Here is a 26,344-nt window from a genome sequence, read left to right on the forward strand (position 1 = left end):
CACGGGGGCGGCGGGCGGTGTAACGGGACCGGAGATCGCGACGTACGCTGGGTGCCGTGACGACGGTGACCCCAGAGGGGCGCAAGCTGCTGCGCGTCGAGGCGCGCAACAGCCAGACCCCCATCGAGCGCAAGCCCGACTGGATCAAGACGCGGCTGAAGATGGGCCCGCAGTACCGCGAGCTGAGCGGGCTGGTGAAATCGGAAGGCCTGCACACGGTCTGCCAGGAGGCGGGCTGTCCCAACATCTTCGAGTGCTGGGAGGACCGTGAGGCCACGTTCCTGATCGGGGGTGATCAGTGCACCCGGCGGTGTGACTTCTGCCAGATCGACACCGGCAGGCCCGCCGCCCTGGACCGCGACGAGCCGCGCCGCGTCGCCGAGTCGGTGGCGACGATGGGCCTGCGCTACGCCACCATCACCGGTGTCGCCCGCGACGACCTGGACGACGGCGGGGCGTGGCTGTACGCCGAGACCGTCCGGCAGATCCACGCCGCGATCCCCGGCTGCGGTGTCGAGTTGCTGATCCCCGACTTCAACGCCGTCCCCGACCAGCTCGCCGAGGTGTTCTCCTCCCGCCCCGAGGTGCTGGCGCACAACGTGGAGACGGTTCCGCGGATCTTCAAGCGGATCCGCCCCGGCTTCCGCTACGACCGCTCCCTGCGGGTCATCACCGCCGCGCGCGAGGACGGCCTGGTCACCAAGTCGAACCTGATCCTGGGGATGGGCGAGACCCGCCAGGAGATCTCCCAGGCCCTGCGCGACCTGCACACCGCGGGCTGTGAGCTGATCACCATCACCCAGTACCTGCGCCCCAGCGCCCGCCACCACCCGGTAGAGCGCTGGGTCAAGCCCGAGGAATTCGTCGAGCTGTCGGCCGAGGCCGAGGAGATCGGCTTCGCGGGCGTGATGTCGGGCCCGCTCGTCCGTTCCAGCTACCGCGCCGGACGCCTCTACAAGCAGGCCATCGAAGCGCGCGCGTAGATCCGGGGGCTGTCGGGACGGGCGTCCGACCCGACTATCCTTGTAACCATGTCGAAAACGCCCACGGACGGGGCCCAGGAGCGTCCGGGCCGCCTCAAGCAGATCCGCATGGTCGCCCAGGTGCTCCGGCAGGCCGACCCGAAGGCCCTGCCGATCGTGTTCGCGTCGGCGATCGGGACGCTGGTCGTCGTCGTCCTGATCGGGTTCCTCTTCGGCCAGCTGTGGTTCTTCATCCCGCTGGGCGTCCTGGCCGCCTTCGCCGTCGGCATGATCGTGTTCGGTCAGATGGCGCAGCGCGCGCAGTACAAGGTGATCGCCGGGCAGCCGGGCGCGGCCGCCGCGATCCTGAAGAACATGCGCGGGAACTGGACGGTCACCGAGGCCGTCGCCGGCAACCGCAACCTCGACATGGTGCACCGCGCGGTGGGCCGCCCCGGGGTGGTGCTGGTCTCGGAGGGCCCGCGCAACCGGGTCGGGCAGCTCCTCGGCGCCGAGAAGAAGCGCCTGTCCCGCGCCGCGCAGCAGGTGCCGATCTATGACGTCCAGGTCGGGACCGACGAGGGCCAGATCCCGGTCGACAAGCTCCAGCGCCACCTGATGAAGCTGCCCCGCAACCTCACCAAGGGCCAGGTGGCCGAGCTGAACGACCGGCTCCAGGCGCTCCCCCGGTCGATGCAGATGCCGAAGGGCCCGATCCCGAAGGGCGCGAAAATGCCCAAGGGCCCGAAGCCCAAGATGCGCTGAAGAACCGAAAGCGCCCTCCTGCCGGAGGGCGCTTTTCGCGCGCTCAGATATTGACGACGGCGGTGTTGCTGGCGCGATCGTGCAGCCCCCGATAGTCGCGATCCCAGATCAGCGCCGGGACGACGAGGACCAGCAGCACCGTCCGGGCCAGCGCCCAGCCGAGCCCCACCGGACGCCCGTCCAGCCGGGTGACGTGGATCCCGCACAGCCGCTTCCCGATCGTCACGCCCACGAACGCGATCGACAGCCACGCGTAGACCGCGAAGATGACCGTCGTCCACATGCTGCGCTCCGCCGGCTCCCAGCCGAACGACCGTGCGAGGAGGCTCGCCACCAGCAGCGCCAGCACCCAGTCCAGGAACAGCGCCACCAGCCGCCGGGAGTAGGACGCGACGGAGCCGCTGCCGCTCTTCGGAAGGCCGATCCGCTCCCCCGGCTCCCCCAGATCGACCCCGGCCGAGGGTGCCCCGCCGAGCCACGTCTGCGTCCAGCGCGGCCCGCCTTTGCCACTGCTCATGGCGTCTACGCTATCCGGTCCCTCCGCGGGCCCCGACCCGCCCACCACCGGACGTGTAACACAGCGGAAACATATGAGACACGGCCGGGAAACGGCGCCGTCCTAGCCTGCCAGGAGCCAAGAAGCGCTCAAGGAGGCCGGATGTTCAGCAGCGCCGAAGAGGTCCTGAGCTACATCAGGAACGAGGGTGTGCGATTCGTCGACTGCCGGTTCGTGGACCTGCCGGGCAAGATGCAGCACTTCACGTTCCCCGTCGAGAGCTTCGGCGAGAGCGTCTTCACCGAGGGGCTGATGTTCGACGGCAGCTCGGTCCGCGGCTTCCAGGAGATCCACGAGTCGGACATGCTCCTGCTGCCGGACCCGTCCACCGCCGTCGTCGACCCGTTCCGCCAGCACAAGACCCTGAACCTGAACTTCTTCGTCCACGACCCGCTGACCGGCGAGCCCTACAGCCGCGACCCGCGCAACGTGGCGAAGAAGGCGCAGGACTACCTGCGCGGCACCGGCATCGCCGACACCTGCTACTTCGGCCCCGAGGCCGAGTTCTACATCTTCGACGACGTCCGGTTCGAGACGAAGGCGAACGCCGGCTACTACTACCTCGACTCCGTCGAGGGCGCGTGGAACACCGGCCGCGAGGAGCCCGGCGGCAACCTCGGCGCGAAGCCCCCGTACAAGGGCGGCTACTTCCCCGTCCCGCCGATGGACCACTACACCGACCTGCGCTCGGAGATGGTCTCCCAGCTCCTGGCCTGCGGCATCCACGTCGAGATGCAGCACCACGAGGTCGGCACCGCCGGCCAGGCCGAGATCGACTTCCGGTTCGACACCCTCCTGAAGACCGCCGACCAGCTCCTCCTCTACAAGTACATCGTCAAGAACGTCGCGCGCGCCGCGGGCAAGACCGTCACGTTCATGCCGAAGCCGATCTTCGGTGACAACGGCTCGGGCATGCACTGCCACCAGTCCCTGTGGAAGGACGGCGCGCCGCTCTTCTACGACGAGGTCGGATACGCGGGCCTGTCCGACAACGCCCGCTACTACATCGGCGGCTTGCTCAAGCACGCCCCGTCGCTCCTGGCGTTCACGAACCCGACCGTGAACAGCTACCACCGGCTCGTCCCCGGCTACGAGGCCCCGGTCAACCTGGTCTACTCCCAGCGCAACCGCTCGGCCTGCATCCGCATCCCGATCACCGGCTCGAACCCGAAGGCCAAGCGCGTCGAGTTCCGCGTGCCGGACCCGTCCTGCAACCCGTACCTGGCCTTCTCCGCCATGCTCATGGCCGGCCTGGACGGCATCAAGAACAAGATCGAGCCCGCCGAGCCGGTCGACAAGGACCTCTACGAGCTCCCGCCGGAGGAGGCCCGCGCGATCCCGCAGGTCCCCGGCTCGCTGCAGGAGGTCCTGGAGGCCCTGGAGGCCGACCACGACTACCTCCTCGAAGGCGGCGTCTTCACGCCCGATCTCATCGAGACCTGGATCACGATGAAGAACGAGTTCGAGATCGACCCCATCCGCCTCCGCCCCCACCCCCACGAGTTCGAGCTCTATTACGACATCTGAGCACTCGTCCGGCCCTCGGTAAGATCTCGATAGCGAAAGAGCCTCCTGAGACCGTTCTTGGGAGGCTCTTTCGCGTTCACGACTACCAAGGACCTCCATGCCCGACCTGTCAGTACGCACCGCCGACGCCACGGACCGCGTCGTCCTGGAGCGTCTGTGGCTGATGTTCCAGCACGATGTCTCGCAGTTCCGCGGCCTTCTCCCCCGCCCGGACGGAACGTTCCGCAGCGAACGCCTCCACGCCGCCTTCCACGACCCCGACTGGACCGCGTACCTGCTGACCAGCGACACCCACCCCGTCGGCTTCGCCACCGTCCGCGGCCTCAAGAACGACAGGCGGGTGCTGAGCGCCTTCTTCATCGTCCGCGGCGCCCGCAGAACCGGACTCGGCCTGCGAAGCGTCCGCGAGGTGATCGCCAGGCACCCGGGCCCGTGGGAGATCGCCTTCCAGGACGAGAACGCCCCCGCCGTGCACTTCTGGCGCCGTGTGGCCACCGAGATCGCCCCCGAAGCCTGGACCGAAGAACACCGCCCAGTCCCGTCCCACCCCCACCTCCCACCCGACACCTGGATCACCTTCACCGCATAGGCACGCCTAGGAAAGTTCGCCGCGTCTCCTGTTCGAGGAGGGCGCGGAAAGAGCGTGGGGGCCGGCCGGTGATGCGCTGGACGGTGCCGGTGACGCGGTCCTCGGCCCCTTCAGCGATGGCGCGGTCCATGCCGGCCAGCATGGCGGCGTACTCCAGCGGCATCTGCGCCGCGAGGCGATCGCGCATCCGCTCGTAGGACAGCCGGCGATGGACCACCGTCCGGCCGGTGACCTGGGTGATGATCGCGGCGATGTCGTCGTGGCTCAGCGGCTCCGGTCCGGTGAGGACAAGGTCGGTGTTGGGGGCGTGTTCGCCGGTCAGGGCGTGGACCGCGACTGCCGCGATGTCGTCGGCGTCAACGAAGCCGACACGGCCGTCGCCGGTGGCGGTCATGATCACGCCATCCTCCTCAATGCTCTTGGCGTGGACGTGGGCGCCGGTGAAGTTCTGCATGAACCAGGAGGGCCGCAGCACCGCCCACTGCTCGAACAGGCCGGGAAGGGCTTCGTGCACGACTCCGCATGCCGGGCCGCCCTGGGGTATGGCCGACGAGCCGAGGAGCACCGCGCGATACAGCCCGGCCGCGCGGGCACGCTCAAGAAAGGGCAGCATGACCGCCGCCGGAGCCATGTCGCCTGGCGGCGGGATGAGGTAGACGCGGCCGACACTGTCGAGAACGCCGGGGTAGGCGCCGGGCTTGTACCAGTCGAAGGAGACCGATTCCGCGCCGGGGACCGGGGAGCCGTGACGGCTCGCCGCCCTGACCTGGTGCCCTGCCGCCGTCAGCCGGGCGGCGACGCGGCTGCCGGTGGTGCCCGTCGCGCCGATGACCAGGATGGTGTCGCTCACCGGGCGCTCCCTGCGAAGTCGGCACCGGGTTCGAGGGCCACCAGCGGGTTCCAGTAGTCGCGGTAGGAGACGATGCGCCCATCCTTGATGGCCACAACGGCGATGTACGTCATGTCGAAGGGCGCACGGTTCTTCACTAGGCGGCCGATGCCGCGCATCTCCACCACGATGGTGTCGGGAGCGGCGGTCTCGTGGATCCGTTCGGTGAACTCCTGCATGTCGATGTGGTCCGGGTATGCGCGCATATAGGCGGCAATGGCGTCGGCGCCCTCCAGGCGTTCGGGCCAGCCCGGCGGAGCGAAGGGGAACTCCATGACACCGTCCTCGGCCCACAGGCCGACCCAGCCGGGAATGTCCCCGTCCAGTAGCAGTCGCAGGCTGTGGCGGAACAGATCCGCCGGTGAGGTGTGCGCGGACATCGGCGTCCTCCATCTCGTAGAATCCGGACCCTGGGTCCGGAATTTGACGATACGGACCAAGGGTCCGGATCGCAACTGGAGAACCGCATGCCCGATCGCAAACCCCGGAAGGACGCCGTACGCAACCGGACGGCCGTCCTCACGGCCGCCGACGCCCTTTTCGCCCGCAGCGCGAGCCCGGACGAGGTCACCATGGCCGACGTCGCGGCGGCGGCCGGCGTCGGCAAGGGGACGCTCTTTCGCGCCTTCGGCGACCGCACCGGACTGATCCGCGCGCTGTACCAGGCACGACTGGAACCGGTCAGGAACGCCGTCGAGGCGGGGCCACCGCCGCTTGGACCCGGCGCCCCGCCGCTGGAGCGCATACCCGCGCTGCTCGACGCCGTCCTGTGCTTCAAACTCGACAACCGCGGCCTCGCGCTGGCCCTGGAGGAATCCGGCGGCGCCAGCCCCTACCAGGCCGAGCACTACAAGACCTGGCACAGCCTGCTTCAAAACCTGCTGGACCAGGTGCCGGGCCTGACCGACACCGACTTCACCGCCCACGCACTCCTCGCCGCCACCAGAGCCGACCTCGTCGAACATCTGGCCGGTAAGGAGGGCGTACCGCGCGAACAGCTACGGGGATACCTCGCGGCCTTCACTGCCACCGTCCTGCGCCCTCGCCAGCAGGAGCGTTGACCGTCCCGCCGCGGCGAGGTCATCTTCGTCCCCTGGCTCCTCTTCCACGCCGGACGAGAAGGGCCAAGCGACTCCTCCGGCGGCGCGGCTCCGGGCGACGCGCGGCCATGATGAGGGGCGAGAGGCGGGTGGAAATCTCCACGCAGGCCCCGTTGAGGTCGTGGCAGGGGGTCAGCGGGTCGCCGGTCGAGGAGATGAACCACGGGACGCCGCCCACTCCTGGCTTGACGCTGATGCTCTCGCCGATCCTCGGCGAAGACGGGGAGACCACGCGGAGCAGGGCCGGGGTCTCGTCATAGCGGGGCAGGCACGACCAGCCAGCGAAGGCGAGCGCGTCGGCGAGGACGTCCAGGTGGCGGGTCGGGTTCATTCGCCCCGCCACACGACGGCGCCCGTGGCCGCGTCCTGCCACGCCCCCCGACCGTCCGCAGGTCGACGTAGGCGGCGCTACCGTCCGGCGCGAGCGCGACCCGCTGCACCTTCCCGGACGCCCCCGCGTCGAACCCCCGCAACGCGCGGTGCACGTGCCTGATGGCAACGTCCCGATCGTCAGTGACGCCGCACCGCCCGGCGTCAGCGGTACGGACGTCCCATGCATAGAGTCTGGGCGGTTCGAGGAAACTCCGCCCACGGCGAGTGTTTTCTGTCACGCAGCACAGACTCTCCGTGACGTCGACCGTGCTCGGACAGGATTCCTGTCCCCTGCCTCAGACCAGAAGACCGATGCGACCAGCCAATTCTCGGGCATCTTGCCGCAAGGCGGGCGATCCCTCCTTGGCCAGCTCCACCGTCATGCGGCGCGCGTAGCCGTTGTAGCGGATCGTCTCCGGGGCTGCGACGTAGGCGTGTTCGAGGGTGCCGAGCGCTGCCGCGTCGTCGCCGGCCAGCCGCCACGCCCGCGCGGCCTCGATCAGGTGGCGGCCGCGGCGAGGCTGGGACGGGATGGCGGACGCCTCGGCCTTCCGGGTGTGCTTGCGGGCCTCGCCGCCATTCCGGAGCTCGACGGCGATCGTCACGGCGTGGGCGTCCATGATGACGCGCGAGAACGAGGTCATCGGGTCGAAGTGCGACGCGGGGAGGCTCTGGGCGATCCGGTCGGCGCGGTCCCACCAGCGCCACGCCGTGCCGGACTGCCCGGCTCGGGCGGCGGTGTAGGCGACCTCGTGGTGAAGCGCGCCCCACATGGCGCGCAGCTCGTCGTCGGCGCTGTCCACCCGGGGCTTGAGGAGGTCGAGGCCCTCGCGGTTCACGGCCTCGGCCGCGTCGAAGTCCCCGGCGTCCCGGTGCGCCTGCGCCGCCAGCCACACGGCACCGCCGAACGCCTTGGGGTCCTCCGACTCCTCCGCCGCCATGATGCTGCGCTCCACGATGCGCCACAGCAGGTCCGCGGACGGCTGGTAGGCGACGAAGAACTGGGTGAGGTTGTAGACCCGGGCGAGGAGGGATAGGGCGCGACGCCGGTCGGGGCCCTCGTACTCGCGGGCCGCGTACTTGGCGTCGCGGATCAGTTCGGGGAGCAGCCCGCCGAGGACGGTGCGGTGGTCGGGGGCGGCGTGCCGGGCGCGCCACGCGGCGTCCAATCGGGCCTTCAGGTGGTTCAGCGGGCTCGGGGGGCCGGTCATCGACACGCCAACCGCGTTGATCGCGTCGCGGACGTCGTGGAGCGCGGGATGGCCGGGGCCGCGGAACATGTTCATCGGCAGCGGCTCGCCGCCGGTCAGTTTGGCGACGTCGCGCAGCTTGAGCGCCTCGGCCAGGTTGAGGAGTGTCGGCAGCTTCGGCTGGGCGATCTCCCCGCGCTCGACGGCCTTGATCCACCGCCTGTTCCGGCCGATCAGGCCGCCGAGAACCTCGCGGGACATGCCGCGCCGCTCCCGGTAGAACTGGATGCGCTGCCCGACGCTGAGTTCCGGGTCCGCTGGGTCGATGCTCCGGTCGTTCAAGGCCCTGCACCTCCACTCTCGGTGCCTCAAGGGTAGGCACGGGTGTCGGGGGGCGCTGGCATCATGTGGGCGGAGTGTGTGGGTTAGGAGCGGGATGACGGACGAGCCTAAGGGTGTTCTGCGGGACGCTCACCTGCTGCTCGGGGCCGCGCGGGCTCTGCTGGACGATCACCGGCGGGCCGTGTCCGAGGTGCAGGGGGCGTTGAAGCCGTTGCGGGTGGAGGCGGCTCGGGAGCAGTTGCGGTCGATTCCGCTGGCCCGGTTGAAGGACGTCACGGACGGGCGGCTTCGGCTTGGCCCCCTGGAGGAGGCCGGGTTCACGAGCGTTGCCGATGTGCTGGAGGCGACGCGGTACCGGCTGCAGTTGCTGCCGGGGATCGGGCCGCAGACCGCGCAGCAGCTCCATGCGGCGGCGGGCGGGCTGGCGGAGGCGGCCGAGCAGTCGGTGGGCGTGCGGATCGACGTGGAGCGGCGGGACGAGGTGACGACGCCGCTGGTCGTCGCGTTGCATCGGCTGGTGAACGCCGGGCCCGAGCTGCCGCGTGCGCGGGTCACCGCTCAGGAGGTCGAGCAGCGGTTCGGGCCGCTGGTGCGGGACGCGCGGCCGTTGGCTTCGTGGTGGCGGAAGATCTTCGCGCGGCCGTCGCGGCGGGAGCGGGCGCGGGAGGCGGTCGGGGAGCTCGCGGAGGCGTTGCGGGTCGAGGAGGAGCGCGATGCCCGGCTGCTGATGTCGCAGGGGTCGGTTGATCTGCTGCGGCCCGGTGTCTCGGGCGACGAGGCGTGGATCGACTTCGAGTTGCGGGCCTCGGAGTATCAGACGCTGCTGGCCGATCTCGCGGCGCTGGTGCCCGAGCGGGAGGCGGCGGAGGGGTTCCTGCCGGGTGATCTGGCCGCGCGGGTGAAGAACCAGCCGCTCGATGATGGGTTCCGGCGGGTTTCGCTGCGCGGGTACCAGTCGTTCGGGGCGCGGTTCGCGCTCGTCCAGCGGCGGGTGATCCTCGGCGACGAGATGGGGCTGGGGAAGACCATTCAGGCGATCGCGGCGATGGCGCATCTGCGGGCTCAGGGGGCGACGCATTTCCTTGTCGCGTGTCCGGCGAGTGTGCTCATCAACTGGGTGCGGGAGATCGAGTCGCGTTGCACGCTGGCGGCGCATCCCCTGCACGGGTCGGGGCGGACGAGCGCGTTGGAGAAGTGGGCCGGGGACGGTGGGATCGCCGTTACGACGCTCGCCACGCTCCATTCGCTGGACGTGCCGGAGCATGTGAATCTCGGGATGTTCGTGGTGGACGAGGCCCACTACGCGAAGAATCATGAGACCCGGCGCGCTCAGGCCGTCGCGTACTGGTGCAAGCGGACGGAGAATGTTCTCTTTCTGACCGGTACGCCGATGGAGAACCGGGTCGAGGAGTTCCGGAGCCTGGTCGCGCACCTGCGGCCGGAGGTGGCGAAGCAGATCCGGCCGCATGACGCGGCGGTGGGGGCGCGGGCGTTCCGGTCGGCGGTCGCGCCCGTGTATCTGCGGCGCAACCAGCGGGACGTGCTCGTCGAGCTGCCCGAGGTCGTGCACGTGGACGAGCTGGAGGAATTCAGCAGGGCCGACGCCAGGGCTTATCGGCGGGCGGTGGCCGAGGGCAATTTCATGGCGATGCGCAGGGCCGCGTATGCCGTCCCGAAGAAGTCGGCGAAACTCGACCGGCTGGTGGAGCTGGTCGAGGAGGCGGCGGCGAACGAGCTGAAGGTCGTGATCTTCTCCTATTTCCGGGACGTGCTGGCCGCCGTCCAGGCGGCGCTGCCCAACGCTCGGGGGCCGATCTCGGGTGATGTTCCGCCGGTGAGGCGTCAGGAGTTGGTGGACGCATTCACCGCCGCCTCCGGGCATGCGGTTCTTCTGGCACAGATCCAGGCGGGCGGGGTCGGGCTGAATCTGCAGGCCGCATCCGTGGTGATCATTTGTGAGCCGCAGGTGAAGCCGACGATGGAGACGCAGGCGATCGCGCGTGCTCATCGGATGGGGCAGGTGCGGACGGTCCAGGTGCATCGGCTGCTGACGCCAGGCAGCGTGGACGAAAGGATGCTGGAGATCTTGCAGCTCAAGACCAGGCTGTTCGACGAGTACGCGCGCCGGAGCGACCTCGCGGAGCGGACGCCGGACGCGGTCGACATCTCCGAGCAGGCCCTGGCGCGGCAGATCGTCCAGGAGGAGCAGGAGCGCCTCGCCGCGTCCTGAGCGGCGGGCGTCCTGCGGGGAAGAACCCGGCCTAGGTCGCTGTTCAGGCGGGCGCAGGCACGCGATCAGAGGGGATGGCAATGGCCGAGGTCAGGGTGGAGCGCACCGAGGACGGGTTCCAGGCGGTCAACGACCGGGGCGCGAAGGTCGCCATCGGCGACTCGGACGCCGAGGGCGTCTTCACGCCGGTCGAGCTGCTGCTGGCGGCGCTCGGCGGCTGCGAGCTGGTGACCGTGGAGCCGCTGACCGCGCAGCGCGGGCACCGGATGGCGCGGCTCGCCGCGACCGTCCAGGCGGACAAGGTCGCGACGAGCACGCTGGGCACGATCACGGTCACCTATGACGTCGAGCTCCCCGAAGGCGACGCCAAGGCCGGGGACGTGCTGAAGGCCGTGGCCGGGCGGGTGCACGAGAAGTACTGCACCGTCGGCAACGCCCTCCGGGAGCAGATGAGGGTGGAGCAGGTCGTCTAGGAAAGGGGCCCGGGTGCGCCGATCGGGGGAGGCGGCGCACCCGGGCGGTCCGGGCCGTCGAGCGGAGCTCGTCCGGGGTTAGTAGCGCAGGCCGTGGCCGTAGGGGTACAGGTCCTTGATCGTGACCGGCAGGCGCCCGCCGGGCTGCTCGCCGAAGACGACGCGTGCGGCGGCCTTGTGCATGGTCAGGTCGATCCGCTGGGTGCGGGCCGTCGTGCCGTAGGTCGCGATGTAGGCCTTGACGTCCGGGTAGGACGTGAGGTCGTAGGGCAGCCCGATCGCGAGCGCCGCGACCGGCTTGCCCGTCGCCTGCAGGGCCTTGACGAGCTTGGCCTGGCCCGCGGGCAGCGGGCCGGACGAGAACGTCGCGACGAGGATCCGGTCGGCGGACGCGGCGCGCTTGACAGCGTCGGCGATCTCCGCGTCGGTCGGGTTGGTCGTCGCGGACTGCCAGGACTCCACCGGGCCGCCGGAGACCGCGGCGACCTGGTCGGCGAACACCTGGGTCTGGACGGCGCCGGCGACGAGCATCCTGTCGTCGGATTCCGGGTCGAACGGCAGGACGCCGCCCTCGTTGCGCACCAGGGTCGTGGCGGCGAGTCCCATGTTGAGGGCGCGCCGCTGGAACATCTTGTTGCCGGAGACCTGCTCGGCCCTCTTCGGGTCGGCGTAGCGGTTGTCGCCCACCTTGTACTTGCACTTGAGCCCGAGGACGCGCCGGACGGACTCGTCCACCCGCGCCCTGCTCAGCGAGCCGTCGGCCAGCGCGTCGGCGAGCGCGTCGACCGCTTCGGCGTGGGTCGCGAACTCGCCGGTGGACATGATGATGTCCGCGCCCGCCTCGACCGCCATCACGGTGGCCTTGCGGGTGCCCCAGTTCTTGTCGATGGCGTCCATGTCCATCGCGTCGGTGACGATCAGCCCGTCGAAGCCCATCTCCTTGCGGAGCAGGCCGGTCAGGACCTTGGGCGACAGGGTGGCGGGCAGGTCGGGGTCGATGGCCTCCACCACGACGTGCGCCGTCATGATCGAGTCGGCGCCGGCCTCAATGGCGGCGCGGAACGGCGGCAGGTGCACCTTTTCGAGGGTGGCGCGGTCGTACTTGACGGCCGGGAGCTCCAGGTGGCTGTCGAACTCGGTGTCGCCGTGCCCGGGGAAGTGCTTGGGAGTCGCGATCAGGCCGGCCCTGTTGTAGGTGCGCACCTGCGCCTCGACGAGGTCGCTGACCAGCTCGGTGCGCTCGCCGAAGGACCGGACGCCGATGATCGGGTTGGCGGGGTTGGTGTTGACGTCGGCGACCGGCGCGTAGCCCCAGTGGAAGCCCATCGCGCGGGCCTCCGCCGCGGTGATCACGGCGGCCTCGCGGGCGAGGCGGGGGTCGCGGGCGGCGCCGAGGCCCATCGCGTTGGGCAGCGGCGTCGTGCCCTCGCGGACGTTGTGGGTCGTGCCGAACTCGAAGTCTCCGGAGACGAGGAGCGGCAGGCCGAGGCGGGTGTCCTGCGCCCAGCGCTGCATCTGGTTGGCGTAGCGGGCGGCGATCCCGGGGTTCTGCGGCTCGTGGGTGAGGGTCGAGCCGATCTTCAGTTCCTGGATCGCGCGGCGGGTCTCGTCGGTGGGCATGCCGTCCGGTTTCTCCCCCGTGGACACCATGACCATCTGGCCGACCTTCTCGGCGTCGGTCATCCTGGCCAGCTGGGCGTCGACGTCGCAGGCCCGGCCGCCCTTGCCCGGCGGTGCCTGCGCGTGGGCGGGCGGGGCAAGCGCGAGCCCGAGCGCCGCGACCGCGGCGATGGACACGAAAGTTCGGCCACCGTACTTCATAATGATCATCCTCCTCCGCTCATATTGGTCTAGACCAGTCCATACCGGTGGCCGGGAGCAATGGTGAATGTTGCCAAAAAGGCGGCGGGGCCGGTCAGTCGCAGGTCGTTCCCGCGGGCGGGACGGCGCCGTCCAGGAGATAGGCGTTCACCCGTGTGCGGACGCAGAGGTCGCCGGTGTCGTAGGCGCCGTGCCCCTCCCCCTCGAAGGTGAGGAGCGTGGCCCGTCCGCCCAGGGCGCGGGTCAGCGCGGGCGCCCACGCGTACGGGGTGGCCGGGTCGCCGGTGGTGCCGACGACGAGGATCGGCGCGGCGGACGGGGCCGACACCTCGCGGGCCGCGGCGTCGCCCTTCACCGGCCAGCCGGTGCATTGGAGCAGGGCCCACGCCATGGACGTCCCGAAGATCGGCGAGGCCTTCCGGAACGTGGGAAGGAGCCGCCGGACGTCGGCGGGGGTGTAGCGGTCGGTGCCGTCGGCGCAGGTGATCGCGGTGTTGGCGGCGGTCAGGTTGGTGTAGGTCCCGTCCTGCCGCCGGCCGTTCAGGGCGTCGGCGAGCGCGAGCAGCAGCGAGCCGTCGCGGCGTTTCGCGGCGTCGACGAGGCCCTGCGCGAGGTAGGGCCAGGTGTCGCGGGAGTAGAGCGCGGCGGTGACGCCCGTCGTGCCGAGGCTCTGGGTGAGTTCGCGGCCGCCGGACGTTCTCAGTGGCCTGCGGTCGAGCGCGGAGAGGATCCGTGCCGTGGACTTCACAACGGACGGGCCGTCCTTGCCCAGGGGGCATGCCTTCCGGCCGAGCCGGGCGCAGGCGGCCCCGAAGGCGCCGAGGGCGCGCTGGAACCCGGCCGCCTGCTGGAGCGAGAGGTCCTTGCCGCCGAGCCGGGTGTCGACGGCGCCGTCGAGGACGGCCCGTCCGACCCGGCCGGGGAACCGGTGCGCGTACGCGCCGCCGAGCCAGGTGCCGTAGGAGATCCCGAAGTAGTGCAGCTTCCGGTCGCCGAGGGCGGCGCGGATCAGGTCCAGGTCGCGGGCGGCGTTCAGGGTGCCGACGTGGGGCAGCAGCCTGCCCGACCGCGCCTGGCATTGCTTGACATAGGCGGCACGGCCGCCGATGTAGGCCTTCTCCTCGGCGGAGGTGTCGGGGGTGTCGTCGCGGGCGGCGATCTCGTCCAGCTGCCGGGGCCCGGCGCACGCGACCGGGGTGCTGCGCCCGACGCCGCGCGGGTCGAACCCGACCAGGTCGTAGCGGGCGCCGAGCTCGGAGTACCGGCCCGCGGCCTGCGCGAGCGCGCCGACGCCCTCGCCGCCGGGGCCGCCGAAGTTGAACAGCAGCGAGCCGATGCGGCGCCGCCCGTCGGTGGCCGGGATCTTGATCAGCGCGATGCCGATCTTCTCGCCGGACGGCCTGGCGTGGTCGAGCGGCACCCGCACCGTCGCGCAGCGGAATCCGGTGGGGGGCGGCACCGTTCCCGGAGGCGGCGACGGCAGGCCGGTGCACCGCGTCCATAGCGGCGGAGGGACGCTCGCGCCCGAGGTGTTCGCGCCCGTGACGCTCGCGCGCGAAATGCGCAGTGCCTCCGTATTGCCGTCGCGTGCACTTCCGGCGGCGTGGCTCAGACCGGAAGCGGCCAATGCGGTGGCACCGGCAAGCGCAATGCCAGGTATCGCCCAAAAGTGGGCCATTCGTCCCCCCGTTCGTGTCGCGGGGGGCGATCCTGATCTACCCAGGGCCTCCTATGCTGACTCCTGATCAACTCCATCAGGCTCCAACGGGGGGAGCCGGAGGGGGAGGCGTCCCCGACGGCCATCCCCCGAAAGTCCGGATACCGCATCAGGGTCGTACTACTCAAGTCTGAGATGAAGACCATTCGTCGCGGTGATCTCTTTAGGGGGCCGTGCGGCAAAGATGGAAACCATGGCTCAACCGCCCCCCACAGCAGCGGCCGCGACGAAGCGGCGACGGGTGCTCACCGCGCCTCCGGTGTGGCGTGAGCTACTTCTGGTCGTGCTCTTCTACACGGGCTATACGCTGACGCGCATCATCCTGGTTCAGGACGGCACGGGGCCCGCGTTCGCGCACGCCGACCAGATTCTCGGTGTGGAGCGCGCCCTGGGGCTGGACGTTGAGCTGCACCTCAATCAGACCCTGCTGTCGGTGCCCTGGCTGGCGCGGAGCGCGAACATCTTCTACGCCACGATGCACTTCATCGTGACGCTCGGCGTCGTCGTCTGGCTGTACCGCTACCGGCCGGAACACTATCGGTGGCTCCGCACGTCGATCATGACGGCCACCGGCGTCGCGCTGATCGGCTTCTGGCTGTACCCGCTGGCCCCGCCGCGCTTCCTGCACAGCGAGGGCTTCGTCGACCCGGTGACCGCGCTGCACTCGCTCGGCCTGTACGCCAGCGACGCGTCCGGGACGCTCACCAACCAGTACGCGGCGATGCCGTCCATGCACGCCGGATGGTCGCTGTGGTGCGGGATCGTCGTGGTCAAGCTCGCGACGCAGAAGTGGGCCAAGGCGCTCGGCGCGCTGTACCCCGTCACGACCGTGTACGTGATCCTCTCCACCGCCAACCACTACGTGCTGGACGCGGTGGCCGGGTTCGCGCTGGTCGGCGGCGCGGCGTGGCTGTCCTGGGTCCTCTACGTACGGCATCCAGAACCGGTCATCGTCGCGCGGGCCCGCATCGCGCACGCCATCACCAGCCGCGTCCGCCGCGACGCCGCGGAGCCGGCCCCCGGCCCCGCCGCCGCGGCCGCGGCCACGTCGGCCAACGGAAACGGCGCCACGCGCTCCACGTACAACTCTGGTCGTACATCGCAGCCCGCCTAGGGCACGACGCCTGTTCCGTTACGCCTGGTTCCGTTACACCTGGTTCCGTTACACCTGGTTCCGTTACACCTGGTTCCGTTACGGCTAGTCCGCGCCGTAGAAGACGCGGTCGACGACGGCTCGGGCGCGGCGGGCGTAACGGCGGTAGTCCTCCAGGAGGTCGCCCGCCGCCGGATAGCCGAGAACGCGGGCGACGGCGCTGCGTTCCCGGTGGTGGTCGTTGGGCAGCAGGTCGGACGCGCGGCCCCGCACCAGCATGATCGAACCGCGGATCCGGGTGGCGAGGCACCACGCCTCGGCGAGGACGGCGGCGTCCTCGGCGTCCAGGAGGCGCGCCTCGACGGCGGCGTCCAAGGCGTCCAGGGTGCGGGTCGTGCGCAGGCCCGGGACCTCGTGCGCGTGCTGGAGCTGGAGGATCTGCGCGACCCACTCCACGTCCGCGAGGCCGCCGGGACCGAGCTTGGTGTGCAGCCGCCGGTCGACACCGCGCGGCAGCCGCTCGGACTCCATCCGCGCCTTCAGCCGCCGGATCTGCCGGACGGCGTCGTCGTCGATCCCGCCGTCCGGCCAGCGCACCGGGTCGATCAGCGCGCGGAACCGGTCACGCAGCCCCGGGTCGCCGATCAGGGGGTCGGCGCGCAGCAGCGCTTGCGCCTCCCAGGGCTCCGACCAGCGGGCGTAGTAGGCGGCGTAGGACGCCAGCGTCCGCACCAGCGGCCCCTGCCGCCCCTCGGGACGCAGGTTCGGATCGATCTCCAGCGGCGGGTCGGGCGCGGGCAGCGAGAGCAGCCGGCGCAGCTCCTCGGCGGCGGCGTGCGCGGCGCGTCCGGCGGCCCGCTCGTCCGCGCCCGGCTCCGGGTCGTGGACGAACATGACGTCGGCGTCGCTGCCGTAGCCGAGCTCGTGCCCGCCGAACCGGCCCATCGCCACGACCGCGAGCCGCGTCGGCAGCGGCTCCCCCGTCTCGGCCTCGATCTTGGCGGTGGCGGCCTGGAGCGCCGCCTCGACGGTGACGGTGGCGATGCCGGTGAGGACCTCCCCGACCGTCCGGACGTCGACGAGCCCGAGCAGGTCGGCGACCGCCACCCGGAACAGCTCCCGGCGCCGCTGCGCCCGCACCGCCGCGACCGCCTCCTCCGCAGGCCCCCTCCCCCTCTGGGGGGACGGCCCCGCGGGCCCCCCGCGAGAGTCGAAGTGCCGGCGGACCGCAGCCTGCGCCTCGGTGCGCAGCGCCTCGATCGGGCGCGGGGCGAGCGCGGTGTCGCTGCCGAGCAGCGCGACCGCCTCGGGTGCGCGCAGCAGCAGGTCGGTGGCGTAGCGGCTGGAGCCGAGGATCCACGCCATCCGCTCGGCGACGGTCACCTCGTCCCGCAGCAGCCGCAGATACCAGGGGGTGGTCCCGAGCGCGTCGCTGACCTGCCGGAACCCGAGCAGCCCGGCGTCGGGGTCGGGAGCGTCGGCGAACCAGCCGAGCATGACCGGCAGCAGCGTCCGCTGGATCGCGGCGCGCCGGGACACGCCGGCGGTGAGCGCCTCGATGTGGCGGAGCGCGCCCGCCGGGTCGGCGAAGCCGAGCGCCTCCAGCCGGGCGCCCGCCGCGGCCGGGGTGAGCCGCGCCTCCTCGCCGGGCAGCCGCGCCACGGCCAGCAGCAGCGGCCGGTAGAACAGCTTCTCGTGGATGCGGCGGACCTCGCGGGCGTGCCGCCGCCACAGCGCGGTGAACTCCTTGACCGGGTCGGGACGCAGGCCGAGGGCGCGGCCGAGGCGGCGCAGGCCGTCCTCGTCGTCCGGGACGAGATGCGTCCGCCGCAGCCGGTGCAGCTGGACGAGATGCTCCACGCGCCGCAGGAACCGGTAGGCCGACGACAGCGCCGCCGCGTCGTCGCGCCCGACGTAGCCGCCCCGGGACAGGTCGTCGAGCGCGTCGAGGGTGGCGCGGGCGCGGAGCGTCTCGTCGGACCGGCCGTGGACGAGCTGCAGCAGCTGCACCGCGAACTCCACGTCCCGCAGCCCGCCGGGGCCGAGCTTGAGCTGCCGTTCGGAGTCGGCGGTGCGCTGGTTCAGGTCGGCCTCGACGCGGCGGCGCATCGCCTGGACGTCCTCGACGAAGCTCTCCCCCTCCGCCGCGTCCCACACGATCGGGGTGATCATGTCGAGGTAGCGGGCGCCGAGGTCGGCGTCGCCCGCGACGGGACGGGCCTTCAGCAGCGCCTGGAACTCCCAGGTCTTGGCCCAGCGCTCGTAGTAGGCGCGGTGGCTGGCGAGGGTCCGCACGAGGGGGCCCGCCTTGCCTTCTGGGCGCAGCGCCGCGTCCACCTCCCAGAGCGCGCCCTCCTCGGTGCTGGCCGAGCAGGACCGCATCATCGCCGACGCCAGCCGCGTCGCGGCGCGCAGGGCCGCGTCCTCGTTCTCGCCCTCGCGGGCTTCCGCGACGAAGATCACGTCGACGTCGCTGACGTAGTTCAGCTCGCGCCCGCCGCACTTGCCCATGCCGATCACGGCGAGGCGGCACGACCCGTGCTCCGGGACGTCGGCGCGCGCGATCGCGAGGCCCGCCTCCAGCGCGGCGGCGGCGAGATCGGCCAGCTCGGCGGCGACGTCGGCGACGTCCGCGCGGCCGGTGAGGTCGCGACCCGCCAGCGCGAGGAGCCGCCTGCGGTACGCGACGCGCAGCGCGAGAAGGGTCTCGCGGCCGGACCCGGACGCCACCGGCTCCGCCGCGCCCGGATCGGCGCCGACGGCGGCCAGCAGATCGTCGCGGGCATTTCCGTCCGGGGTCTCCTCGTCGCGCAGGACCCGCCAGTGTTCGGGATGCCGGACGAGCTGGTCGCCGAGCGCGGCGCTCACCCCGAGGACGGCGATGATCCGCTCCCGCGTCGCCGGCTCCCCTGCCAGCGCCTCGCGCAGTTCGTCCCCGACGCCCTTCTCGTCGGCGCACGGCAGCAGCCGGAGCAGCCCGTCGAGCGCGAGATCGGGGTCGGCGGTGCCGCCGAGGGCGTCGAGGAGATCGTCGGCGGGGCCTTGCTCGGCGTCCAGGAGGAGCCGCTCGGCGCGGGCGGCGTCGGTGAAGCCGAGCCGCGCCAGCCGTCCCGCGAGGGACGAGCGGCGCTCGGGAGTGCGGGACTCGGTCACGGACTCCACCGTAATCCGGCGCCCTTGCCTAGAGGACGGCGAGCAGGCGCTTCCGCTCGAACTCGGTCACCTGGCGCCGGTAGTCCTCCCATTCCTGCCGTTTGTTCCGCAGGAAGAAGTCGAAGACGTGCTCGCCCAGGATGTCGGCCATCAGCTCGCTGCGCTCCATCGCGTGGATCGCCTCGTCCAGATCCTGCGGGAGCGGCTCGATGCCTAGGGCCCGGCGCTCGGCGACGGTGAGCGCCCACACGTCGTCCTCCGCGCCCGGCGGCAGCTCGTAGCCCTCCTCGATGCCCTTGAGCCCGGCGCCGAGGATCGCCGCGAACGCCAGATACGGGTTCGCCGCCGTGTCCAGCGACCGGAACTCGATGCGGGTCGAGTGGCCCTTGTGCGGCTTGTACATGGGGACGCGGACGAGCGCCGACCGGTTGTTGTGCCCCCAGCAGATGTAGGACGGCGCCTCTCCACCGGCCCCGGCGGCGGACCCGACGTTGCCCCACAGCCGCTTGTAGGAGTTGACGAACTGGTTGCACACCGCCGTGATCTCCGACGAGTGGCGCAGCAGCCCGGCGATGAACGCCCGCCCGACCTTGGACAGCTTGTACTCCGCGCCCGGCTCGTAGAACGCGTTGCGGTCGCCCTCGAACAGCGACATGTGCGTGTGCATGCCGGACCCGGGATGCTCGGTGAACGGCTTCGGCATGAAGGACGCGTGCACCCCCTGCTCCAGCGCGACCTCCTTCATCACCAGCCGGAACGTCATGATGTTGTCGGCGGTGGTGAGCGCGTCGGCGTAGCGCAGGTCGATCTCCTGCTGGCCGGGGGCGCCCTCGTGGTGGCTGTACTCCACCGAGATGCCCATCGCCTCCAGCATCGTGATCGCGTTGCGGCGGAAGTCGTGCGCGGCGCTGTGCGGGGTGTGGTCGAAGTAGCCGCCCGCGTCCGCCGGTTCGGGCTCGCGGCCGTCCTCCGGCTTGTCGTTGAGCAGGAAGAACTCGATCTCGGGGTGGGTGTAGAAGGTGAAGCCGAGATCGGCGGCGCGCGCGAGGGCCCGCTTGAGGACGTAGCGGGGGTCGGCGAAGCTCGGCGTGCCGTCCGGCATGAGGATGTCGCAGAACATGCGGCCCACGCCCGGTGACTCCGAGCGCCAGGGCAGCACCTGGAACGTGGACGGATCCGGCTTGGCGATCATGTCGGCCTCGTACACCCGGGCGAAGCCCTCGATCGCCGACCCGTCGAAGCCGATCCCCTCGCCGAAGGCGCCCTCCAGCTCGGCCGGGGCGACGGCCACCGACTTCAGGAACCCGAGCACGTCGGTGAACCACAGCCGGATGAAGCGGATGTCGCGTTCCTCCAGCGTGCGCAGCACGAACTCCTGCTGACGGTCCAAGTCCCACTCCCCTCGGTACTGCCTGCCGCTACGTCCTACGAGGCAGTATGCCGCGCCGCTGTTACCGCGACGTTACGCGCGCGGGTTCCATCAGAACGTTCCCGCTGAGCGGAACATATCCGACTTATTCGCCCTCTCCGACCCGTGCCGCCGCCGGATCGAGGACGCGGGACAGGAACGTCCGGGTCCGCTCGTGGGACGGGTCGTCGATCACCCGTGCGGGCGGCCCCTCCTCGACGACCGCGCCGGCGTCCATGAACACGACCCGGTCGGCGACCTCGCGCGCGAAACTCATCTCGTGGGTGACCACGAGCATGGTCATCCCGCCCTCGGCGAGGCCCCGCATGACGCCGAGGACGTCGCCGACCAGCTCCGGGTCCAGCGCGGAGGTCGGCTCGTCGAACAGCATCACCTCGGGGCCCATGGCGAGGGCCCTGGCGATCGCGACGCGCTGCTGCTGCCCGCCCGACAGCTGCGCCGGATAGGAGCCGATCTTGTCGGCGAGCCCGACGCGCTCCAGGTTCTCCCGCGCGATCCGCTCGGCCTCCGCCCTGTCCCGCTTCAGCACCTTCCGCTGCGCGATCATGACGTTGCCGAGGACGGTGAGGTGCGGGAACAGGTTGAACGACTGGAACACCATGCCGATCCGGCGGCGGACGGCGTCGATGTCGGCGTCGGGGTCGGTGACGTCCACGCCGACGACCTCGACCGTCCCGGACGTCGGCTCCTCAAGCAGGTTCACGCAGCGCAGCAGCGTCGACTTGCCCGACCCTGACGGGCCGATCACGCAGACGACCTCGCCCGGCTCGACGCGGAAGTCGATGCCTCGCAGCACCTCGTTCGCCCCGAACGACTTGCGCAGCCCGCGAATCTCGATCGCCCCCGGACCGTCCTGCGCCTTCTCCAAGCCGGTCATCGCTGCCTGCCTTCCTGGGGGGCGACCCCCAGACCCCCGAGAAGTCGGCCCGAAGATCCTCGCTTCGCTGCGGTCATCGGGCCTCCCCTTGCCGTGCCTCCAGCCGCCGGGCCAGCAGGCTCAGCGGGATCGTGATGAGCAGATAGCAGATGCCGGCCACGATGATGGGGGTGGTGTTGCCGACCTGCCCCGCCAGGTCGCGGCCGAACTTGGTGAGCTCCCGCTCCTCCAGCGTGATGCCGAGGAACAGCACGAGCGAGGAGTCCTTGCAGAGCAGCACGAGCTGGTTGGTCAGCGGCGGGATGATGATCCGGAACGCCTGCGGGATGATGATCGACCACATCGCCCGCGGATACGACATGCCGAGCGACCGCGCCGCCTCCATCTGCCCCTTCGGCACGGCGACGATCCCGGCGCGGATCGTCTCGGCCATGTACGCGGCGGCGGCGAGGCCGAGCGAGAGGCCCGCCTGGCCGACCGCGCCGCCGGGGATGTTCGTGCCGGGGAACGCCAGCGGCACGCCCACGCCCACGAAGATGAAGATCAGCAGCAGCGGCAGGCCGCGGAAGATCTCGATGTAGGCGGTGGCGAAGGCCCGGTACGGCGGGACGGACGACAGCCGCATCAGCGCGACGAGGAGCCCGCCGCCGAGGCCCAGCCCGAACCCGACCGCGGTGTAGACGGCGGTGTTGCGGAGCCCGACCGTGATCACCTCGGGGAACAGGCCCTTGGCGACGTCCCGGTTCGCGAAGTTGTGCTGCAGCGTGCTCCAGTCGGCCAGCACGATGACCAGCACGACCACCACGATGAACAGGCCGTACTGGCCGCCGAGGGAGAGCTGCCGGCGGCGGCGCCGGGACATCCCGCCCGGCGCCGCCGCCTTCATGGGCTCGGCCGTCACGATCCGCTGCCGCCCGCCGCCGGGGGCATCGGGCCGATCCACTTCTCATAGATCCGCTTGTAGGTGCCGTCCGCCTTCGCCTGCGTGATCGCCTCGTTGGTCAGCTTGACCAGCTCGGGGTTGTGGCCCTTGCGCATCCACATGCCGTACTGCTCGCCCGTGTTCAGGTTCGCGACGAGCTCGTACGCGGCGTTCGCCGGGTCCTTCAGCCAGCCACGCACGACCGGGTCGTCCTGGACGATCACGTCCACCTGGCCGGTGCGCAGCCCGTCCAGCTCGGCGGTGGAGTTGTCGAAGGAGCGCGGGTCGAGGCCCTTGCCGCGGACGAAGTCCTCGCCGGTGGTGCCCGCCTGGGAGCCGATCTTGAGCTTCTTGGCCTTGACGTCGTCCAGCGAGGTGATCCCGCTGCCCTTCTTCGCCATCAGGGATTGGGTCGCGTCGAAATAGGGGGTGGACACGTCCATGAACTTCACGCGGTCGGGCTTGATGGTCATCCCGCCCATCTGGATGTCGCATTTGCCGGCGTTGAGGGCCGAGCCCGTCTTCATCGTCTCGAACGGCGTGTCCACGATTTTCTGCGTGACGCCGAGCTTCTTCGCGACGAGGTCGATGATGTCGACGTCGAAGCCGACGACCTTGCCGCTCGCCTTGTCCTCGAACTGGAACGGCGGGTAGGGCAGGTGCGTGCAGGAGGTCAGCGCCCCCTTCTCGATGAGCTTCACACCCTGCACGGTGGCGCCCTCCTCGCCGCCGCACGCCGTCGCCGTCAGCGCCAGGGCGGCCGCGAGCCCGGCGCCCAGTGCCCAACGCGTGGTTCGTCTGGACACGTTTCCTCCTGTGGGAGCGGTTGGGAGCGGTTTGCTCGATCGTCGAACTATCCCACGCCGTGCGGCGGGTCCGCCCATGACCGTCCCCGCATATCCGTTTCCCGAAAATTGACGTGGCGCTCAGGCCGGCCCGGTGAAGTGATCATTAGCGTGGGCCGGGTCGTGGACATCTCACTTCTGCTCTCGATGACCGATCGGGTGACCGCGCTGGCGACCCCGTCGGCGATGCATCCTGAGTCGTGGCGGCTGGGCGCGCAGGTGGAGACCTGGGCGCGCGGCCGCGGGCTGGTGCTCGGGGACCCGGACACCTCGCCGCTCGGCCGGGCCCGCTGCGAGCGGCTCGCCGCCCGCGTGTTCCCGGCCGCCGACCTCGCCGCGGTCGAGTTGTTCGCCCGCTGGCTGACCTGGACCCTCGCGCTGGACGACACGCTGGACCAGCCGCCGCTCGCCGACAGCGGCAGCGCCGTCCACGCGATGTATGACGACCTGCTGCGCGCGATGCGCCGGGGCCACGCCAGGCCGGGCGCCCGGCCGCTGGAGGCGGCGCTGGTCGAGCTGTGGCAGGCCACGTCCGGCAGCATGAGCCGCGAATGGCGCCGCCGGTTCATGCTGCAACTGGAGGCGCACCGGGACGGCTGCGCGGAGGAGTCGGTCAACCGCCGGATCAGGCACGTCCCGGACGAGGCGCAGTACGCGCCGCTGCGCCGCCGCGCGTGTGGACCGTTCCTTTACGACCTGGTCGAGCCCGTCCTCGGCGTCGAGCTCCCGTCCCGGCTGCTGCGGACACCGCGCTGGAAGACGCTCGCGCACAGCGTCGCCGACGTCGTGGCCTGGTCGAACGACGTGGCGTCGCACGAGCTGGAGTCGGCGCGCGGGGACGTGCACGGCCTGCCCGCCGTGCTCGCCCGCGCGCACGGGCTGGATCCGGTGCGGTCCGCCGCGCTGATCGCCGACATGGTCGCCGAGAAGATCGCCGACCGGATCGACGACGCCTGGCGCGCCGCCCGCGCCCTGCCCGAGATGCTCGACCGGCTGGAGCTCACCGTGGCGCAGCGCTCCGCCGCCGCGCGGGTCGTCAAGGTCCTGCTCGACACGCCCCGCGCGCACATGGACTGGCTGGCCGAGTCGGGCCGCTACATCGAATTCCGCTCCTCCGCAGGCCCGCCCGCGCCCGCTCCGCCGGGCATCGCGATCCGGTCGCTGCACCGCTCCGTCTCGCCCTGACGACTCGCCGGTCGGCGGTCAGCTCCGGGCGAGGGCGTCGCCGGCGGAGGTGCGGACGTAGAGGACGCGGCGGCCCATGCGGTGCCCGGTGACCAGGCCGCAGGCGCGCAGGACGCCGAGGTGCTGGCTGACCGCACCGGCCGTCACCTCCATCCGCCGCGCCAGCTCCGTCGTCGAGGCGGGCGTCGCGAGCGCGGCGAGCAGCTCGGCGCGGCGGCGGCCGATGAGCGCGGCGAGGGCGTCCTTGCGGTCCCCTGCCGCGGGGCCCGTCTCCCAGAGGGTCGCCACACCGTTCGGCGGGTAGCTGAGCATGGCCTGGTAGGGCGGCACCATCACCGACACGTTCGGCCACACGAACACGCTCGGGACGAGCATGAGGCCGCGTCCGGCGAGGCCGCCGCTGAACGTCCAGCGCCGGTCGACGCGGAGCGTCCCGGACCGCCAGGACACCGCGTCGTGCAGGTCGCCGAACACGCCGGCGGCGCCCTCGACGGCGAGCGCGTTCGTGCGGCGCAGGACGTCGCCCTCCAGCAGGTCCCGGATGCGCGGCCAGAACGGCTCCACGGCGACCGTCCAGTAGCGTTCGAGCAGGTCGACGAGCGTTTCCAGGGTGCGTTCGGGTTCGGCGGCCATCGCCAGGCGCGTGGGCGTGGGGGCGCCGCCTTCCGTGAAGAGCAGCTCGGCGGCGACGACCTCGGGCGGCGTGGCCCGGACGATGGCCAGCTCGGCGTCCAGATCGGGCAGCGGGCCGACCGGTGGCGGGGTGAGGAAGTCGGGGTAGTACCCGGCGGGCGGGACGACCTCGCGCAGCGGCCCGATGCCGAGCCCGCGCAGCCGCGGCCGGACCGCGTGCACCCAGGGCAGGTGCAGCGCGTGCCCGGACGGGTCGGCGAGCACCCGCAGGCTGCGCACCATCTCGCAGAGCGGGGAGAACGCGAACCTGACCCGCGCCGCGTCGTCCGGCGTGAACACGAACTCGATCATTTAGCCAAGGCTAAAGGATTATCGGGCCGGAGGCGGAGCCGTCACCATCGTGAGAGTGACGGCTCTGGAAGACACCCCTGTCGCCCCCTCGCCGGGCAGGCTCGCGACCTTCTTCGCCCCCCGGGTCGGCGGTCTCCCCCGCTCGTTCTGGGCGCTGTGGACTGGAACGCTCCTGAACCGGCTCGGCACCATGGTCCAGCCGTTCCTGGGCCTCTACCTGACGAACGTCCGCGGGCTGTCGCTCGGGGAGGCGGGCCTGGTGATGGCGACCCTCGGCGCGGGCTCGCTCGGCGGGACGCTCGCGGGCGGCGCGCTCGCCGACCGGATCGGCCGCCGCGCCACGCTGACGCTCGCCACCGTCGGCAGTGGCGTCAGCATGCTCGCGCTCGGCTACGCCCACGGGATCGTCGCGATCGTCGCGGCGGCGCTGCTGGTCGGGATGCTGCTGGACATGCACCGGCCCGCCGCGCAGGCGATGATCGCCGACATCATCTCCCCGGCGGACCGCCCGCGCGCGTTCGGGCTGCTGTTCTGGGCGATCAACCTGGGCTGGGCGGTCGCGATGGTGGTCGGCGGGGCGCTCGCGCAGCAGGGCTTCCTGTGGCTGTTCTGGATCGACGCGCTCACCTGCGCCGCGTTCGGGCTGCTGGTGTGGCGGGCGATCCCGGAGACCCGCGCCCGCGAGCACGGCGGCGGGGGCGTGCTCCAGGGGTTCGGCGAGGTGCTGCACGACCGGGTGATGGTCGGCTACTCGCTGATCTGCCTCGCCTACATCTTCGTGATCATGCAGGGCATGACGACGATGCCGCTGGCGATGAGGGAGGACGGCCTCGGCCCGCGCGACTACGGCCTGGCGATCGCCGCCAACGGGGTGCTGATCATCATCGTCCAGCCGCTGGTGAACGCGTGGCTCTCGCGGCGGGACCACAGCCTGGTCATGGTCGCGGGCTTCGTCCTGGTCGGGATCGGGTACGGGCTCACCTCGCTCGCCTCGTCGCTGGGCACCTACACCGCGACGATCCTGGTGTGGACGCTCGGAGAGATCACCGCAGCGGCCGTGCTGCAAGCCGTCGTCGCCGACCTCGCCCCGTCCCACCTGCGCGGACGCTACAACGGCCTCTACGGAATGGCGTGGTCCGGCGGCTTCCTTCTGGCACCGCTCGGCGGAACGCAACTGCTCGCCCTCGGCGGAGGCCCCGCGCTGTGGCTGACCTGCATGGGCCTCGCGTTCGCCGCCGCGGCCGCGCTGCTCGCGCTGGCGCCCGCGATCCGCCGCCGCCACGACGCTGTGCTGAAGGCCACCTTTTCGTCAGAGTGACGAAA

General features: G+C 71.3%; 23 protein-coding genes. 10 read left to right on the top strand and 13 right to left on the bottom strand.

Annotated elements, in window-relative coordinates; genetic code table 11:
- The first annotated feature begins 56 nt into the window (after window positions 1-56).
- Together lipA and ACH34S_RS15055 are read left to right on the top strand one after the other, a co-directional pair.
- On the top strand, window positions 57-983 hold the full coding sequence (gene lipA / locus ACH34S_RS15050; RefSeq protein WP_395953201.1) for a lipoyl synthase: 927 nt from the start codon (window positions 57-59) through the stop codon (window positions 981-983).
- A 48-nt stretch (window positions 984-1,031) separates the two neighbouring features.
- Window positions 1,032-1,727 carry a DUF4191 domain-containing protein gene (locus ACH34S_RS15055; protein ID WP_395953202.1) on the top strand — a complete coding sequence of 232 codons (696 nt, stop codon included), beginning with the start codon at window positions 1,032-1,034 and terminating at the stop codon, window positions 1,725-1,727.
- A gap of 43 nt (window positions 1,728-1,770) precedes the next feature.
- Here the strand turns inward: ACH34S_RS15055 and ACH34S_RS15060 are convergent, their stop codons facing one another.
- On the bottom strand, window positions 1,771-2,244 hold the full coding sequence (locus tag ACH34S_RS15060) for an RDD family protein (RefSeq protein ID WP_395953203.1): 474 nt from the start codon (window positions 2,242-2,244) through the stop codon (window positions 1,771-1,773).
- 141 nt (window positions 2,245-2,385) lie between these two features.
- Here ACH34S_RS15060 and glnA (ACH34S_RS15065) point away from each other — a divergent pair, with 141 nt between their 5' ends.
- Complete coding sequence (gene glnA, locus ACH34S_RS15065; protein WP_132174211.1) at window positions 2,386-3,810, top strand: type I glutamate--ammonia ligase; 1,425 nt, start codon at window positions 2,386-2,388, stop codon at window positions 3,808-3,810.
- 97 nt (window positions 3,811-3,907) lie between these two features.
- Window positions 3,908-4,399 carry a GNAT family N-acetyltransferase gene (locus ACH34S_RS15070; protein ID WP_395953204.1) on the top strand — a complete coding sequence of 164 codons (492 nt, stop codon included), beginning with the start codon at window positions 3,908-3,910 and terminating at the stop codon, window positions 4,397-4,399.
- On the opposite strand, the gene ACH34S_RS15075 is transcribed toward ACH34S_RS15070, so the two are convergent.
- Together ACH34S_RS15075 and ACH34S_RS15080 are read right to left on the bottom strand one after the other, a co-directional pair.
- Window positions 4,389-5,249: an NmrA family NAD(P)-binding protein gene (locus ACH34S_RS15075; protein WP_395953205.1), complete on the bottom strand. Its 861-nt coding sequence runs from the start codon at window positions 5,247-5,249 to the stop codon at window positions 4,389-4,391. The genes ACH34S_RS15070 and ACH34S_RS15075 overlap by 11 nt on opposite strands.
- Complete coding sequence (locus ACH34S_RS15080; RefSeq protein WP_395953206.1) at window positions 5,246-5,668, bottom strand: nuclear transport factor 2 family protein; 423 nt, start codon at window positions 5,666-5,668, stop codon at window positions 5,246-5,248. The genes ACH34S_RS15075 and ACH34S_RS15080 overlap by 4 nt, the downstream gene beginning before the upstream one ends.
- A gap of 87 nt (window positions 5,669-5,755) precedes the next feature.
- On the opposite strand from ACH34S_RS15080, the gene ACH34S_RS15085 reads away from it, so the two are divergent.
- Window positions 5,756-6,349: a TetR/AcrR family transcriptional regulator gene (locus tag ACH34S_RS15085; RefSeq protein ID WP_395953207.1), complete on the top strand. Its 594-nt coding sequence runs from the start codon at window positions 5,756-5,758 to the stop codon at window positions 6,347-6,349.
- A gap of 19 nt (window positions 6,350-6,368) precedes the next feature.
- On the opposite strand, the gene ACH34S_RS15090 is transcribed toward ACH34S_RS15085, so the two are convergent.
- Together ACH34S_RS15090 and ACH34S_RS15095 are read right to left on the bottom strand one after the other, a co-directional pair.
- Complete coding sequence (locus tag ACH34S_RS15090) at window positions 6,369-6,719, bottom strand: hypothetical protein (protein ID WP_395953208.1); 351 nt, start codon at window positions 6,717-6,719, stop codon at window positions 6,369-6,371.
- A gap of 337 nt (window positions 6,720-7,056) precedes the next feature.
- Window positions 7,057-8,292 carry a helix-turn-helix domain-containing protein gene (locus ACH34S_RS15095; RefSeq protein WP_395953209.1) on the bottom strand — a complete coding sequence of 412 codons (1,236 nt, stop codon included), beginning with the start codon at window positions 8,290-8,292 and terminating at the stop codon, window positions 7,057-7,059.
- Between the two features lie 94 nt (window positions 8,293-8,386).
- Between ACH34S_RS15095 and ACH34S_RS15100 the strand changes: the two genes are divergently transcribed.
- Window positions 8,387-10,522: a DEAD/DEAH box helicase gene (locus tag ACH34S_RS15100; protein WP_395953210.1), complete on the top strand. Its 2,136-nt coding sequence runs from the start codon at window positions 8,387-8,389 to the stop codon at window positions 10,520-10,522.
- Between the two features lie 80 nt (window positions 10,523-10,602).
- Window positions 10,603-10,995: an OsmC family protein gene (locus tag ACH34S_RS15105; protein ID WP_395953211.1), complete on the top strand. Its 393-nt coding sequence runs from the start codon at window positions 10,603-10,605 to the stop codon at window positions 10,993-10,995.
- Between the two features lie 78 nt (window positions 10,996-11,073).
- Here the strand turns inward: ACH34S_RS15105 and ACH34S_RS15110 are convergent, their stop codons facing one another.
- Together ACH34S_RS15110 and ACH34S_RS15115 are read right to left on the bottom strand one after the other, a co-directional pair.
- Window positions 11,074-12,816, bottom strand: a complete 1,743-nt coding sequence (locus ACH34S_RS15110) for a glycoside hydrolase family 3 protein (RefSeq protein ID WP_395953212.1) — start codon at window positions 12,814-12,816, stop codon at window positions 11,074-11,076.
- Between the two features lie 94 nt (window positions 12,817-12,910).
- A complete protein-coding gene (locus ACH34S_RS15115; RefSeq protein ID WP_395953213.1) occupies window positions 12,911-14,275 on the bottom strand; it encodes an alpha/beta hydrolase in 1,365 nt (454 codons plus the stop codon).
- A 451-nt stretch (window positions 14,276-14,726) separates the two neighbouring features.
- Between ACH34S_RS15115 and ACH34S_RS15120 the strand changes: the two genes are divergently transcribed.
- Complete coding sequence (locus ACH34S_RS15120) at window positions 14,727-15,647, top strand: phosphatase PAP2 family protein (protein ID WP_395953215.1); 921 nt, start codon at window positions 14,727-14,729, stop codon at window positions 15,645-15,647.
- An 84-nt stretch (window positions 15,648-15,731) separates the two neighbouring features.
- On the opposite strand, the gene ACH34S_RS15125 is transcribed toward ACH34S_RS15120, so the two are convergent.
- From ACH34S_RS15125 to ACH34S_RS15145, 5 genes are all read right to left on the bottom strand, one after another.
- Window positions 15,732-18,788 carry a bifunctional [glutamine synthetase] adenylyltransferase/[glutamine synthetase]-adenylyl-L-tyrosine phosphorylase gene (locus ACH34S_RS15125; protein WP_395953216.1) on the bottom strand — a complete coding sequence of 1,019 codons (3,057 nt, stop codon included), beginning with the start codon at window positions 18,786-18,788 and terminating at the stop codon, window positions 15,732-15,734.
- Window positions 18,789-18,807: 19 nt separating this feature from the next.
- Window positions 18,808-20,169, bottom strand: a complete 1,362-nt coding sequence (glnA, locus tag ACH34S_RS15130; RefSeq protein WP_395953217.1) for a type I glutamate--ammonia ligase — start codon at window positions 20,167-20,169, stop codon at window positions 18,808-18,810.
- Between the two features lie 124 nt (window positions 20,170-20,293).
- Window positions 20,294-21,085: an amino acid ABC transporter ATP-binding protein gene (locus tag ACH34S_RS15135; protein WP_395953219.1), complete on the bottom strand. Its 792-nt coding sequence runs from the start codon at window positions 21,083-21,085 to the stop codon at window positions 20,294-20,296.
- Between the two features lie 73 nt (window positions 21,086-21,158).
- The gene (locus ACH34S_RS15140) at window positions 21,159-22,028 is read right to left on the bottom strand and encodes an amino acid ABC transporter permease (RefSeq protein WP_395953220.1); all 870 of its coding nucleotides are present in this window, start codon (window positions 22,026-22,028) and stop codon (window positions 21,159-21,161) included.
- Window positions 21,983-22,813: a substrate-binding periplasmic protein gene (locus ACH34S_RS15145; protein ID WP_395953221.1), complete on the bottom strand. Its 831-nt coding sequence runs from the start codon at window positions 22,811-22,813 to the stop codon at window positions 21,983-21,985. The genes ACH34S_RS15140 and ACH34S_RS15145 overlap by 46 nt, the downstream gene beginning before the upstream one ends.
- Window positions 22,814-22,975: 162 nt before the next feature.
- Here ACH34S_RS15145 and ACH34S_RS15150 point away from each other — a divergent pair, with 162 nt between their 5' ends.
- Complete coding sequence (locus tag ACH34S_RS15150; RefSeq protein ID WP_395953222.1) at window positions 22,976-24,037, top strand: terpene synthase family protein; 1,062 nt, start codon at window positions 22,976-22,978, stop codon at window positions 24,035-24,037.
- 18 nt (window positions 24,038-24,055) lie between these two features.
- Here ACH34S_RS15150 and ACH34S_RS15155 read toward each other — a convergent pair whose 3' ends face one another.
- Window positions 24,056-25,021: a DUF5937 family protein gene (locus ACH34S_RS15155; protein ID WP_395953223.1), complete on the bottom strand. Its 966-nt coding sequence runs from the start codon at window positions 25,019-25,021 to the stop codon at window positions 24,056-24,058.
- A gap of 55 nt (window positions 25,022-25,076) precedes the next feature.
- Here ACH34S_RS15155 and ACH34S_RS15160 point away from each other — a divergent pair, with 55 nt between their 5' ends.
- Window positions 25,077-26,339, top strand: coding sequence for an MDR family MFS transporter (locus tag ACH34S_RS15160; protein ID WP_395953225.1), 1,263 nt, complete (start codon window positions 25,077-25,079; stop codon window positions 26,337-26,339).
- The last annotated feature ends 5 nt before the right edge of the window (window positions 26,340-26,344 follow it).

Origin of the sequence: Actinomadura sp. 3N508, from assembly GCF_044326375.1 — a bacterium.
Taxonomy (GTDB): Bacteria; Actinomycetota; Actinomycetes; order Streptosporangiales; family Streptosporangiaceae; genus Spirillospora.